The organism is Microvirga yunnanensis (assembly GCF_025460875.1).
This window is the reverse complement of the sequence record NZ_JAMXFI010000011.1, coordinates 58634-72527: the sequence shown is the minus strand read 5'-3', so window position 1 is coordinate 72527 and position 13894 is coordinate 58634. Positions and strand designations below refer to the sequence as shown.

The window sequence follows — 13894 nt, the reverse complement described above, 5'->3', positions numbered from 1 at the left end:
GTTGTCGAGGCTCGACGGCAAACCAGGAGCGGACGGCGCCATGCCTCGCGAAGTCACCGACCCCGATGGCATCACGTGGACCTGCATCCAGGCCTTTTCAGGTCTCGGCAAGGATCCGGAGAAGGAGGAGGCCGCGCGTGTCGACGGGAAAGCCGACGCGTTCCAGGTGGTTTGCACCCCTTCCGGCGGCGCGCAGTCCGTCAGGCTCGAACTGCCCGGGGACTGGGAGCGGACGGCCTCCGACGAGGACCTGCTGGACCGGATCCGGACCCGGCTGGATCAAGACCGCTGACGGGGCGATGGCTTCGTCCTTGTCCCGCTGCCAGGACCACAGTCGCAACGAGTGCTCACGCCCGCACCTCACCCTCACTCCCACCCTCCGCGTCATGGCCGGGCTCGTCCCGGCCATCCCGCTTGTCTTGAGCCCGGCGCCTCTCAGAAGCGGGATCACCGGCACAAGGCCGGTGATGACGTGGAGAGGGTGACCATCGCCGTGGCGTGACCTTTCCCACGTCATGGCCGGGCTCGTCCCGGCCATCCCGATACGGAGAAGCGCGGCGCCTCTCGTATCGGGATCACCGGCACGAGGCCGGTGATGACGTGGAGGATGTATGACCCGGTGATGACGGGGAGGGTCCATGGGCCGGCGATAGACCGGGGGGCTAACGCCCCATCCGCACGATGCTCCACAACAAAAGCTCGAAGCATCGGGCTTGAGTTCGATCACACGTCCTATGCGCTAGGAGAAGCGCTCCAGGGACAACGCGTCATGGAAGCCCGACCGGCGGCCGGGCGCGGACGAGCGGTTCCAGGCAGGGACGTCGCTTGCCCCGGACTTCGACCGCTCGGCCGTGTCGCGGCCGAGATTCTGGGCGGCGATCACAGCCTCGACGCGGTTCCTGACATTGAGCTTCTGCATCAGCACGGTCATGTAATGCTTGACGGTCCTCTCGGTGATGCCCAGGCCGCCGGCGATCTCCCGGTTGGTCTTGCCGTCGAGCAGAAGCCGGACGATCTGGTGTTCGCGGGCATTCAGCGCGGGAGCCGGCACGGCGCTCTTGGCTCCGCCGGAGGCGCTCTTGACCCCGGAGGCGCTTCGGAGCGCGGCGTTGACCGAAGCCGCGAGCGTCGGGGACACATAGGTGTCGCCGTTGGCCACGGCCGTCGCCGCGCGGGAGAGCTCCTCCAGCGAGCAGGATTTCGAGACGTAGCCTCTCGCCCCGGCGGCGAAGGCGTCGATGGCCCGTTCCACGCCGAGGTCCGCCGTGAACACGAGAATCCCGATGCCCGGATGCTTCGATCGGATCTCGGCGATCGTGGCGGCGGTGCTTCCCTGCTTCGGCAGATCCAGGATCATCAGGGCGGGCCGAAGGCGCTCCGCAATGCCGATCGCGTCGCGGGCCGTGGAGCCTGTCGCCACGACGTCGAATAGACCCTGTGATCCGAGCACATGCGTAAGACCCTCGATGACGATCGGGTGATCGTCGACCAAGGCGAGCGAAACGAACGACATTGAAAACCCCCCGCGCGCAGCCTGGACGACCGGATGGGCCGCGTGGTCCTGGATGCGCGCCCTCGAAACGTAGCGACCGGCGTGAGGGGAGTCCCGGGACCGAACGGGCTAGGGGCGGTTCAGGAAGACGTACTCCCATAGGGGTAGGTCCCGCCGGAGCGCTCGCGCGAAGACGCCGCCCCACGGGATCGGTTGGGATATGAAGCGACGGACCTTGAAGGCGACGATCTCTTCCATGCCTGGAGCCGGACGCGGCATTCATCTTGTTGTGATTTATCTGCCGATGATTTCGAGGGGTGGCGGTCAGATCTGGACCAAAGTCTCGATTATTGCCGGCGCGAGGTCGATTGCAAGTCATACCGTGCCTGCTAAGCTCCTACGTCTTGGGGATGGGGCGGTCGTGTCCGAGTTGGCGTCGACAATGTGGATCAGGCGGGGGAGCGATGCCCCGTCGACGGTGAGCCTGACGCGCCAGTTCGTGGTGACGGGCGGGGTCATCATGTTCGTGGCCATGATCGCGGCCGGCCTGTTCGTGTCGGAGCATGCCACGCGAACGACGATCGAGAATACCGCGTCGGCCACCGCGCTCCTGATGGACAGCTTCATCTCGCCGCTCGCCCAGCCGCTGGCGGCCGAGGCGGTCCTGCCGGATTCCCGGAGAGGCGAACTGGATCGCCTACTCGGGGGCGATCTCTTCAGGCAGCGGTTCCCGCATCTCGAGATCTGGAAGGAGGGCGGCGGCGTCGCCTATTCGACGACCCCGGAGCTGATCGGGCGGCAATTCGCGCCGCCCGACGGGCTGACGACCGCATTGAAGGGCGACATTTCCGCCCAATACGCGAACCTCGATGCGAGCGAGCATACGGTTCGGGGATGGAACACCAAGTATCTCGAAATCTACGTTCCGATCCGCGAGCACCATTCCGGCCGCGTCATCGCGGTGGCGGAGATCCATGAAAACCCCCTCGGTCTCGACCGTGAGCTGCGGTGGCTGCGGCTCAAGAGCTGGGTTGCCGTCGCGTGCGCGACCGCCCTCATCATGCTCGGTCTGTTCGGGATCGTGTACCGGGGCAACAGGCTCATCCTGTCGCAGCAGCGCCAGCTGCGCGCGCGCCTGATCGACATCGAGCAATCCTCCCGGCACAACCAGGTTCTCAAGGAACGGGCCGAGCGCGCCTCGGGCCGGGTCGCGGAGCTGACGGAGAACTATCTGCGCCGGATCGGCGCCGAACTGCATGACGGGCCCGCTCAGCTGATCGGGCTGGCGGCGCTCGCGGTCGAGCATGTCCGGAGGGCCAGGACGCCGGACAGCCGGGAGGAAGAGCTCCAGGCGCTGGAATCGGTGCTCTCGGACGCTCTTCGCGAGATCCGGACCACGTCGAAGGGCCTGATGCTGCCGGACATCGAGCGCCTGCCGCTTCCGGAGGTCGTGAAGCGGGTGGTCTCCCATCATGAGCTGCGCACCGGCACCGGCGTGGCGGTCGATTGCGATGACGTTTCGCGTCCTCTCGCGCATGCCCTCAAGATCTGCGCCTATCGCTTCCTGCAGGAGGGCCTCAACAATGCCTTCCGGCATGCGGGCGGCCACGGTCAGGCCGTCTCGTGCCGGCTGAACGGAGACGCGTTGATCCTGGCCGTCGAGGACGAGGGACGCGGCCCGGGGAACGGCCCGGCGGCTCCCGAGCCCGGCCTGGGGCTCGTCGGCCTGCGCGACCGGGTCGAGAGCCTCGGCGGCGTCTTCCGCCTCACACGCCGCGCGGGCGGCGGAACCAGAATTGAAATGAGCGTCACGATCGCGGGCGATCGTCACGATCCGGGCGAGGGGCACAATGATTGACAGGTTGCGGGTCGCGGTGGTGGACGACCATGCGATGTTGCGGGCAGGGGTGATCCGGGCGCTCATGCTCGACGACACGATCGAAGTCGTCGGAGAGGGCGCGTCCGCGGCGGACGCGATCGAGCTGGCGCGGGTGCACAAGCCCGATCTGATCCTGCTCGACATCTCGATGCCCGGAGGCGGAATCGAAGCCGCCCGCGCCATCAGCGATCTTCCGGCCTCACCCCAGGTCGTCATGCTGACGGCGTCGGAGAACGACGACGCCGTCACCCGGGCGCTCGAGGCCGGCGCCGTCGGCTATCTTCTCAAGGGGATCAACGCGCCGGACCTGATCAATGCGGTGAAAACCGTGAAGGCGGACGGGTCCTTCATCGCTCCGAACCTGGCCCTCCGGCTGCTGTCGAACAGGATCCAGGCCGAAGCAAGGCCGTTTGCGACCCTCTCCGAGAGCGAGGAGCGCACGCTGCGGCTCATGTCCGCCGGACTGACCAACCGCGAGATCAGCGAGAGGCTCGCCGTGACGGAAAAGACCGTCAAGTTCCACGTCGGCAACATCCTGAGGAAGCTCAACGTCCGCAATCGGGTCGAGGCGGCGCTTCTCGCCAAACGGGAATGGGGCGAGGCCTGAAGAGCCGGCGCATCGTGCGAAAAACCGGGTCCGGTTTTTCGCCATCAACGATGCGCCAGCCAAGAGTCGAGCATCGGATCGATCCCGAAAGTGCATTCCACTTTTCGCGTCCGATGCTTCAAGCTTTTGTTGTGGAGCATCTTTTCACGCGAAACCGGTTCCCACTTTTGCGCCCGATGTTTGAGGCTTTTGTTTGGGAGCATCTTTTCACGCAAAACCGGTTCCCACTTTTGCGGCCGATGCTCGAGAGCTGTTTCCACTCGCGTGGAATCATCTCTCTTCTTTGGCGTGCCGCATTTTGAGCGGCGAACCGGATCCACTTCGCCGAAAAATGCTCCAGGCGGCCGGAACGAGGCGCGCCATCGATTCAGGCCTTCCGTTCGAAGGCCGGCCCCTGACCCGCCATCTCGGTCGAGATCAGGTCGAGCCGGCGTCTGAGATCGTACTGCCGGTGCTCGAACTCGTCCCGCAGATCGCCCAGCTCCCGGCGGAGCCGGTCGATCTCGGTTCGCAGGGGCCGAAAGGCGCCGGTCCGTGCGTGACCCGGCGATGGGGAACCCTCGGCGGTCAGCGCCCGGATCTTCCGAAGCGTCTTCGGCCCGAACCCGGGAAGCGTCAGCAGGAAGACGTCCGGCAGCTGCGCCAGCTCGGATGTCGACGGGCAGCGGCCATCGAACGCCTCCAGGATGCTCTCCTGGACGCGCCGGCTGAAATGTTTGATCGGAAAGAAGCCGTTCTCATGCATGGTGTCGACGCGTCCCGTAAGTGAGCGCGCAACTCTAATCAGAGTTTTTTCCTCTCGGGTGGGGTCCCATCCCAACGCGTCCTCATCCTACCCATGAGGATGACGCGCAGACGATCCCTTCGAGGGTGGGTCGGACCTTAGGCCAGCCCTGTCCCTGGTCCTTGGACCGCGGCGACTGGACCCAAGTCGGTCATGGTCTCGGACCAATGACTAAAGATTCGTTACCCCTTCATCCGATGCGGGCTTCCCGACCCTGTTCGACACTGTCGGTCAAGTTGCGGGCCTGTGGCCGAGAGCCCCGGTCGCCGCAATGCGCAGAGGAACAGCAATGTGGGCCGGGCCCACGCAAGGGGAAGCGTCATGGTCAATCTCGTCAAGCACGACCTCGAATTCATCCTGAAGCAGATCAAGATCGCAGAGGCGCATGCCAATGGCGGTGACCTGAGCAAGCTCGTGGCCGAGGCCGGCGGCCTCGATCCGAACGCGTCCACCACGCCGACCCAGGCGTTCCTGCTTCCCTACGGGTTGCGCAGCGTCGACGGCAGCTACAACAACCTCGTCGATGGACGCGAGACCTGGGGCGCCGCCGACCAGCCGTTCCCGGTGATGACGCCGCCCACTTATGTGAACGAAGGCGACGACAGGATGATGTTCGGCACGCCCGCCAACCCGGTGTGGCTGACGAACAACAATTATGCGCCCGGCTCGTCAACGGGATCGCCGATGCTGCCGCCGGGCACGGTCGTCGATGCCGACCCGCGCCTGATCTCGAACCTCATCGCCGACCAGACGCTGAACAATCCCGCGGCCATCGGGGCGGCGCTGACCTATGCCGGCATCACGGGCGCCGCCCAGCTCACCGCCATCCAGCAGATCCAGGCGGCCCGCGCGGCGATCGCCCAGGCGCAGGCGGAAGCCGGAAGCGCGCCGGCGGCCATTCCCGGGCTTCAGGCCGCCGTCGTCACGGCGGAGGCCGCCCTGGCCCAGGCCCAGGCCAATCTCGGCCAGGCCCAGGCGCGGGCTGCGACGGATCAGGCCGCGCACGCGACCGCCGCGGCGAAGCTCGCCGCCGCCCAGCAGGCCTACAACAACGCCAAGGCCGTTTATGAAGCCATGGGCGATACGCTCGGGATCGCCAGCCTCAACCTCATCGCGGCCCAGCAGGTCCTGAACCAGGGTCAGGATGCCGTCGATGCGGCCCAGGCCCAGGTGGCGCTCTCGGCGGCAGCGCTCGCAGCCGCCGGCAATGCCGTGACCCTCGCCACGACGGCGAAGACCGCGGCCGAGGCTGCCCTTTCCGACGCGAAGGCCGAACTGGCCAAGGACAATGCGGCTTACACGGCAGCCGTGAGCGCCCGTGACGCCGCCCAGCAGGCGCTCGATGACGCGCAGGACGTTCTCGACGCGCTGATCGCGGGCGGCGCCGACAATCTCGGCCCGGCCATCGCGGACGCTCAGGCCGCCGTGGCATCCGCCGAGCAGGCCCTGGCGCAGAGCCAGACGGCCGTGGACGCCGCGCTTGCGAAGATCGCCGTCACCCATGCGGCGATCGACGCGGCGGAGGCCGGCGTGGCGACCGCGACGGCCGCCCTCGCCGATGCCCAGGCTGCGCTCGCGCCCCTCCAGGCGAAGGCCAATGCCGACCAGGCCCTGCACGACACCGCCCTGGCGAATCTCGAAGCCGCCCAGGCGACGCACGATGCGGCTCTGGCCACGTACAACGCCATCATCCAGGGCGGCGTTCTTCCGACGGAGATGCAGGCCTTCAACGACGCGAACATCGCCTACCTTGCCGCGCAGGAAGACCTGAAGCTGAAGCAGGATGCGGAAGCGGCCGCCCACACGACGGCCGAGGCCTCCGCCGCGGCCGCCGACGCCGCCCAGGCCAACGTGGATGCCGCAACCCTCGTTCTGAACGGCGTCAGCGCGACCCTGTCCGCCGCCGAGGCGCAGCTGGCGGCGGACCAGTCCGCCCATCAGGAGGCCGTGAGTCTCCGCGACCTCGCTCAGACCGCGCTGCAGGATGCGCAGGCGGTGCTGAACGGTCTGAACGAGCAGAGCGACGCCTACGATGCCGCGCTGGCCGACGTTGCCGCGGCCGAGAAGGCTCTGGCGGACACCGAGGCCGCGGTAGACGCGGCTCTCGCGAAGGTCGGGCTTTCCGCCGCGGCGGTCGAGACCGCCGAGGGCAACGTGGCATCCGCCGCCACCGTCCTGGCGAATGCCCAGTCCAGCCTCGCCTCGGCGCAGCAGCAGCTGGCCGCAGACCAGCAATCGCATGCAGCCGCCGTGGCGGCGCTTGCCGACGCGGAGGATGCGCTGAACGACGCGCACGCCGTGTACGACTTCATGAGCGCCCAGCTCGTGAAAGCGGATGCCGACTACGGTGCCGCCCAGCAGGCCCTGACGGCCGGCCAGACCGCCGAGGCGGACGCCCGCGCGAGCGCGGAAGGATCGGCGGCCACCGTCGGCGCCGCGCAGACCGGCGTGGCGACCGCCACGACGGCCTTGGCCACGGCCGAGGCCGCCCTCGCAGACGCGGAGGGCGCCGCCCAGGGCGTCACGGCGGCCGAGACCGCCCTGTCCAACCTTCTCTCCCAGCTGGGCATCCAGATGGACGGCACCACCGTGCTGATCCCGAACGTCTCGCCCGACATCGGCGACTCGGCCCCCTACAACTCGCTGTTCACCCTGTTCGGCCAGTTCTTCGACCACGGCCTCGACCTGATCGCCAAGGGCGGCAGCGGAACGGTCTACATTCCCCTGTCTCCGGACGATCCGCTCTACAACCCGGCGACGCCTCACACGAACTTCATGGTTCTGACCCGCGCGGCCACGCCGAACGGCGAGAACACGAACCTGACCACCCCGTGGGTCGACCAGAACCAGACCTACACGTCCCATGCCTCGCACCAGGTCTTCCTGCGCGAATACACCACCGGCCCCGACGGCAAGCCGGTCGCCACCGGCCGGCTGCTCGACGGCGACCGGGGCCTCGCCACCTGGGCTGACGTCAAGGAGCAGGCCCGCGTCATGCTCGGCATCGACCTGACCGACGCCCATGTCACGAACGTTCCGCTGCTGCGCACGGATCCCTACGGCAACTTCATCCCGCACCCGCAGACCGGCTATGCCCAGGTGATCGTCGGGATCGGCCCTGACGGCGTCCCGAACACACCGGACGACATCGTGGTCTCGGGCACGCCGGGTTCTCCGGTGAGCCTCGCGAACGCGGTCCTCACCGGCCACGCCTTCCTCGACGACATCGCCCACGCGGCGGTGCCGGTCCTGGCCGGCGGGCTCCTCCAGAAGGACGGCGACGCCGGGATCGGCTACGCCAATGCGGACGGCTCCACGACCGGCCTCGTCAACTCGCGCGGCTCGAACACCGCCTACGACAACGAGCTGCTCGACGCGCACTACATCACGGGCGATGGCCGCGGCAACGAGAATGTGGGCCTGACCGCGATCCACCACGTGTTCCACTCGGAGCACAACCACCTCGTCGACCAGGTCAAGGCCCTGGCGCTCTCCACCGGCGATCTCGCCTTCCTGAACGAGTGGCTGCTCGTTCCGGTCGCCGCGATCCCGACCACCGAGGCCGGCAAGGCCGCCCTCGTGTGGGACGGCGAGCGTCTGTTCCAGGCCGCCCGCTTCACCAACGAGATGGAGTACCAGCACCTCGTCTTCGAGGAATTCGCCCGCAAGATGCAGCCCGACGTGGATGCCTTCGTGTTCGAGCCGTCGGTGGACATCAACCCGGCGATCTTCGCGGAGTTCGCCCAGGCCGTGTACCGCTTCGGCCACTCGATGCTCAACGAGACCATCGACACGATCACGGTCAACGGCCAGCAGGTCTCGATGAAGCTGTTCGACGGCTTCCTCAACCCGCTCGCCTTCGGGGCCACCGACGCGAGCGGCAACGTGGTGGTGGATCACGAGCAGGCCGCCGGCGCGATCATCCGCGGCATGTCCCGCCAGCACGGCAACGAGATCGACGAGTTCATCACCCACGTGCTGCGCAACCAGCTCGTCGGCATCCCGCTCGACCTCGCGGCCCTCAACATCGCCCGCGGCCGCGATCTCGGCCTGCCGACCCTCAACGAGGCGCGCGCCCAGTTCTACCAGATGGCCGGCCAGGACTCCCAGCTCAAGCCCTACGTGAGCTGGACCGACTTCGCCCTCAACCTCCAGAACTCCCTGTCGATCGTCAACTTCATCGCGGCCTACGGCAAGCACCCGCTGATCGAGGCGGCCATCACCATGGAGGCGAAGCGGGCCGCCGCGACCCTGCTGGTGTTCGGCGGAACCGGGGAGCCGGCCGACCGTCTCGCCTTCCTCAACGGCACCGGTGCCTGGAACGCCGAGAACTCGGGCCTCAACGACATCGATCTCTGGATGGGCGGCCTCGCCGAGAAGAAGATGGATTTCGGCGGCATGCTGGGTTCCACCTTCGCGTTCGTCTTCGAGGCGCAGCTGGAGGCTCTCCAGGATGCCGACCGGTTCTACTACCTGTCGCGCGTCCAGGGCCTCAACCTTCTGAACGAGCTCGAAAACAACTCGATGACCGACATCATCATGCGCAACACCGACCTCGGCGACGACGGCCGGACCGCGCTCCCGGGCAACATCTTCTCCACCCCCGACCACACGCTCGAGATCATCAAGTCGAAGCAGATCGGGGCGGATCCGGTCTGGGACAACCCGGTCCTCCAGGCGCTCTCGCCCCTGGTGGTGCGCAAGGACCTCGACGGTGACGGCGACGACGACGTGCTGATCTACAACGGCGGCGACCATGTGGTCATGGGCGGCTCGTCCGAGGACGACCTGATCGTGGCCGGCGAGGGCGACGATACGGTCTGGGGCTACGAGGGCAACGACACCATCGAGGCGGGCTACGGCGTCGACCTCATCCATGGCGGCGACGGTGACGACATCATCACCAATGCCGGCACCGACATCGGGGCGACCGACTTCCTGCATGGCGAGGGCGGCAACGACGTGATCCAGGGCGGCAGCGGCCTGGCGCTGATCTTCGGCAACCAGGGCCAGGACTTCATCATCACCGGGCCGGACGGGAAGGAGGCCTTCGGCGGCACCGGCAACGACTTCATCCTCGGCGGCGACGGCGGCGACGCCCTGCTCGGCAACGAGGGCGACGACTGGCTCGAGGGCGGGCCGCGCTTCGACAGCCTGTCGGGCGAGAACTCGGAGCTGTTCTTCAACTCCACCATCATCGGTCACGACGTGCTCAACGGCGGCGCCAGCGACACCGACTACGACGGCGAGTCCGGCGACGACATCATGTTCCAGGCCGAGGGCATCCAGCGCAGCAACGGCATGGCGGGCTTCGACTGGGCCATCCACAAGGGGGACAACGTCGCGGCGAGTTCCAATCTCGGCATCCCGATCTTCGACAACCAGGAGGCGTTCATCCTGCGTGACCGCTTCGACCTCGTCGAGGGTCTGTCCGGATGGAAGCACAACGACATCCTGACCGGACGCGTCGCGGCGGTGAACACCAGGGCGGAGGCCACCGGCACGGCCGCCATCCCGGGCCCGAACTCTCCGATCGACTCCTTCTCCAACGACCTGCTGCAGAAGAACGTGTCGCTCATCAACGGTCTGGACAAGCTGGTGGCCCACCTCACCCGCATTCCGGTGGTGGACGCCCAGGGCCGCCCGGTTCTCGACGCCAACGGCAATCCCGAGCTGATCGTGCTCGACACCTCCCAGGCCGCGGACATCATCCTCGGCGGCGGCGGCAGCGACACCATCAAGGGCTTCGCCGGCGACGACATCATCGACGGCGACCAGTGGCTGAACGTGCGGATCCGCATCACGACGCCGACCGGGGTCTACACGGCAGACGGGATGACCGGAAAGGTGTACCTCGAATCCCAGTATGCCTACGGCGCCCCGGTTCAGGGGGCAACCGCCCAGTTCGGCGGCAAGACCCTCGACGCCCTGATGCTCAGCGCGACCCTGAACCCGGGCCAGCTCAGCATCGTCCGCGAGATCGTCGACGGCGATCTGAACGACAGCGCCACCGACGTGGCGGTGTACGGCGACCTGCGGGCCAACTACACCATCACGAGCAACGCGGACGGCAGCATCACGGTCCAGCACGTGACCGTGACGGTCGAGACCGATCCGACCACGGGCAACAACCGGGTCTCGGACGGAACCGACCGCCTCTGGAACATCGAGAAGCTGAAGTTCGCCGACCAGGAGGTCAGCCTCACGCCTCCGAAGCTGTCGCTCCACGCCTTCGATACGGGGAATTACCGCGATGACTTTTCCCCCTCGAACTATCAGGGCACGGATGGAACGGTGAATTGGACCCCGGGCTGGGTGGAAACCGAAGACGACGGCAGCGCCACCAGCTCCAACGGCCAGATCCTCGTGAGCAACGGTTTCCTGCGCTTCGAGGACGGCAATGGCGCAACGATCACCCGGACGGTCAACCTCGCCGGAGCAGGGAGCGCCGTGCTCAGCTTCTCGGCCAACCCGGACAATCTCGAGAACGATGACTACGTCTCCGTGCAGTTCTCTGCCGACGGCATCACCTTCACCGAACTCGACCGGATCACGGGCAATGGCGTGGCCGAGAACCTATCCTTCAACCTGACTGGCCCGTTCTCGGCCAACGCGGCCATCCGGTTCGTTGCGACCTCGTTCGAGAACAGCTTCCTCAGCAATGACGTGGTGCAGATCGACAACGTCACGGTCGACTTCGCCAGGCCGGCTTCGGTCCCCACCGTGCACTACGAGACCACGTTCACGGAGGATCAAAGCCAAGTCGCGATCGCCAGCAATCCGGGGATCGTCGAGGATAGCGGTGTGCTGGTGTCCGCACGGGTCGTGCTGACCAATGCCCAGGCTGGCGACGTGCTGTCGGCACCGACGAACCTGCCAGGCAACATCACCCGCACCATCGACACCTCGGTTCCAGGGCAGATCACGGTAATCCTGACCGGCACGGAGACCGTCGCCAACTACCAGGCTGCCATCCAGGCCATCCGCTTCGAGAACACCTCGGAGAACCCGAGTGCGATTGATCGGATCGTCAACGTGACCGTCAATGACGGCTTCCTGAACAGCAACGTCGCCACCACGACCGTCAACGTCGTTCCCGTCAACGATGCCCCGGTGGTCAGCGGTGACAGCGTGTACACCAACTACACGACTGCCCCGTTCATCATCCCCGAATGGGCATTGCTGGCCAACGACACCGATGCCGAAGGTGCCACTTTGGACGTCACCGCGCTCAGCGCCGTCAATGGCCTGACCGCGTCCTTGGCGACCAATCTCGGCTCTGTCACACTGACAGATACCGGAACGGCTGGCGGCAGCTTCAACTACACTGCATCCGACGGTTCGGGCGCTGCGAATGCAACCGCAACGGGCGGCGTGACGGTCAACCGTGACACGACCGGTGCCATCAACGGCAACGGCAACGACAACATCCTGATCGGCGACGGGAGCAACAGCACCCTCACCGGCGGCCAGGGTGATGACCTGATCTTCGCAGGAGCTGGCAACGACACGGTCACCTGGGGCGTCAGCACGTTCCTGGGGTTCGAGATCGGCAACGATGGCCACGACTTCGTCGACGGCGGTGTCGGAAACGACCACTTCGTCGTCACGGGAAGCAACGCGGCCGAGGCCTTTGTGGTCTATGCCCGCAGCAATGTCCCAGCGGCGCTCGCTGCCGGCCTCAAGCCGGACACGGAGATCGTGATCACCCGCAATGGAAACGTCATTGCGGAACTCGACAACATCGAGGAGATCACCATCAACACCAGCGGCGGCAACGACACCGTGCAAGCCGTCGGCAACTTCGATCCCACGAGCCTGGCTTTCAGCACGATCACGATCAACGGTTCGTCGGACAACAATGTCGTCGACATCTCGCAGCTCACCTCGGCGCACCGGATCGTGTTCCGCACGAACGGCGGCAACGACACCATCGTCGGGACACTGCGGCCCCAGGACGTGATCGAACTCGAACCCGGCCGTACGCCGGACGAGTACGAGTGGGAGGAGAACGAGGACGGCTCCACCAGTGTCGTCTGCGCAAGCCACAGGATCACCTTCCGGTGCGAGGCGGGACGCAGGCCCGCCCTGGTCGAGGCCTCGGTGATGCCGGATCCGGAAACCCCGGTTCAGCCCGAGACGCCGGCCAATCCGGAGAACCCGGCGCAGCCCGGGACGCCGACCCAGCCTCAGCCGGCCGATCCGGTCCTCCCGGTCGACCCGGTCATCCCGGTCGAACCGGGCGTCCCGGCCAATCCCGGACCCTCGAGCGATCCGATCCCGGCCGCACCGGCTCAACCCGCGGCTCCCGCCAACCTCGTCCTCAAGGGCGGCTCGCGCAGCGAGACGCTCCGGGGCGGCGAAGGCGACGACCGGGTGGAGGGTGGCCGCGGCCACGACAGGCTCTACGGCGGCGGCGGTCGCGACGGGCTCCACGGCGGCGACGGCCACGACCGTCTCGACGGCGGTGCCGGCATCGACCGGATGGAAGGCGGCAGAGGCAACGACGTCTACGTGGTCGACGATGCCGGCGACCGGGTGATCGAGCGCAGCGGTCAGGGTGTCGATACCGTCAGGAGCAGCGTGTCCTACTCGCTGAATGGCACCCACGTGGAGAAGCTGATCCTGGCCGGGACGGCCGACCTCGACGGCACGGGCAACCGTCTCGACAACGCCCTGTCGGGCAATGCCGGCGACAACGTCCTCAAGGGCGGGGCGGGCCACGACGTGCTCAGGGGCATGGCGGGAGACGACATGCTCCTGGGCGGCTCGGGCCGCGACAAGCTCGCCGGAGGCGCCGGAAACGACGTGCTCCGGGGCGGGTCGGGCGACGACAGGCTGACCGGCGGCTCCGGCCAGGACAGCTTCGTGTTCGAGCGGGGCGGCGGCCGCGACGTGGTCACCGACTTCCGCGCCGATCACGACCGGATCGACGCGAGCCGGCTGTCCGGGGTGGATGAGCTGTCGGACCTGCACCTGACCCAGGTCGGCCAGGACACCGTGATCGAGCACGGCTCCGACATCCTGGTCCTGAAAGGCGTCACCGCGTCCGATCTCGACAACGGCGACTTCATCTTCTGATGCGGCCGACCTGAGATCGCGATGGCCCCGCCGGGAGAATGTCCCCCAATC

At 67.0% G+C, this 13894-nt stretch carries 6 protein-coding genes; 4 read left to right on the top strand and 2 right to left on the bottom strand.

The features are described from left to right. The first annotated feature begins 40 nt into the window (after window positions 1-40). Window positions 41-292 (top strand): hypothetical protein, encoded by a 252-nt coding sequence (locus NF876_RS08015; RefSeq protein ID WP_262268281.1) that lies wholly within the window; start codon window positions 41-43, stop codon window positions 290-292. Between the two features lie 447 nt (window positions 293-739). Here the strand turns inward: NF876_RS08015 and NF876_RS08010 are convergent, their stop codons facing one another. Continuing rightward, window positions 740-1513: a LuxR C-terminal-related transcriptional regulator gene (locus NF876_RS08010; RefSeq protein ID WP_262268280.1), complete on the bottom strand. Its 774-nt coding sequence runs from the start codon at window positions 1511-1513 to the stop codon at window positions 740-742. Window positions 1514-1934: 421 nt separating this feature from the next. Here NF876_RS08010 and NF876_RS08005 point away from each other — a divergent pair, with 421 nt between their 5' ends. Further along, entirely contained in the window at window positions 1935-3350 is a 1416-nt protein-coding gene (locus tag NF876_RS08005) for a sensor histidine kinase (RefSeq protein ID WP_262268279.1), read from the top strand. Then, window positions 3343-3978 (top strand): response regulator, encoded by a 636-nt coding sequence (locus NF876_RS08000; protein WP_262268278.1) that lies wholly within the window; start codon window positions 3343-3345, stop codon window positions 3976-3978. Before NF876_RS08005 ends, NF876_RS08000 begins: the two co-directional genes overlap by 8 nt. A gap of 367 nt (window positions 3979-4345) precedes the next feature. Here the strand turns inward: NF876_RS08000 and NF876_RS07995 are convergent, their stop codons facing one another. Further along, window positions 4346-4723, bottom strand: coding sequence for a hypothetical protein (locus tag NF876_RS07995; RefSeq protein WP_262268277.1), 378 nt, complete (start codon window positions 4721-4723; stop codon window positions 4346-4348). Window positions 4724-5083: 360 nt separating this feature from the next. On the opposite strand from NF876_RS07995, the gene NF876_RS07990 reads away from it, so the two are divergent. Next, window positions 5084-13843 (top strand): peroxidase family protein, encoded by an 8760-nt coding sequence (locus NF876_RS07990; protein ID WP_262268276.1) that lies wholly within the window; start codon window positions 5084-5086, stop codon window positions 13841-13843. The last annotated feature ends 51 nt before the right edge of the window (window positions 13844-13894 follow it).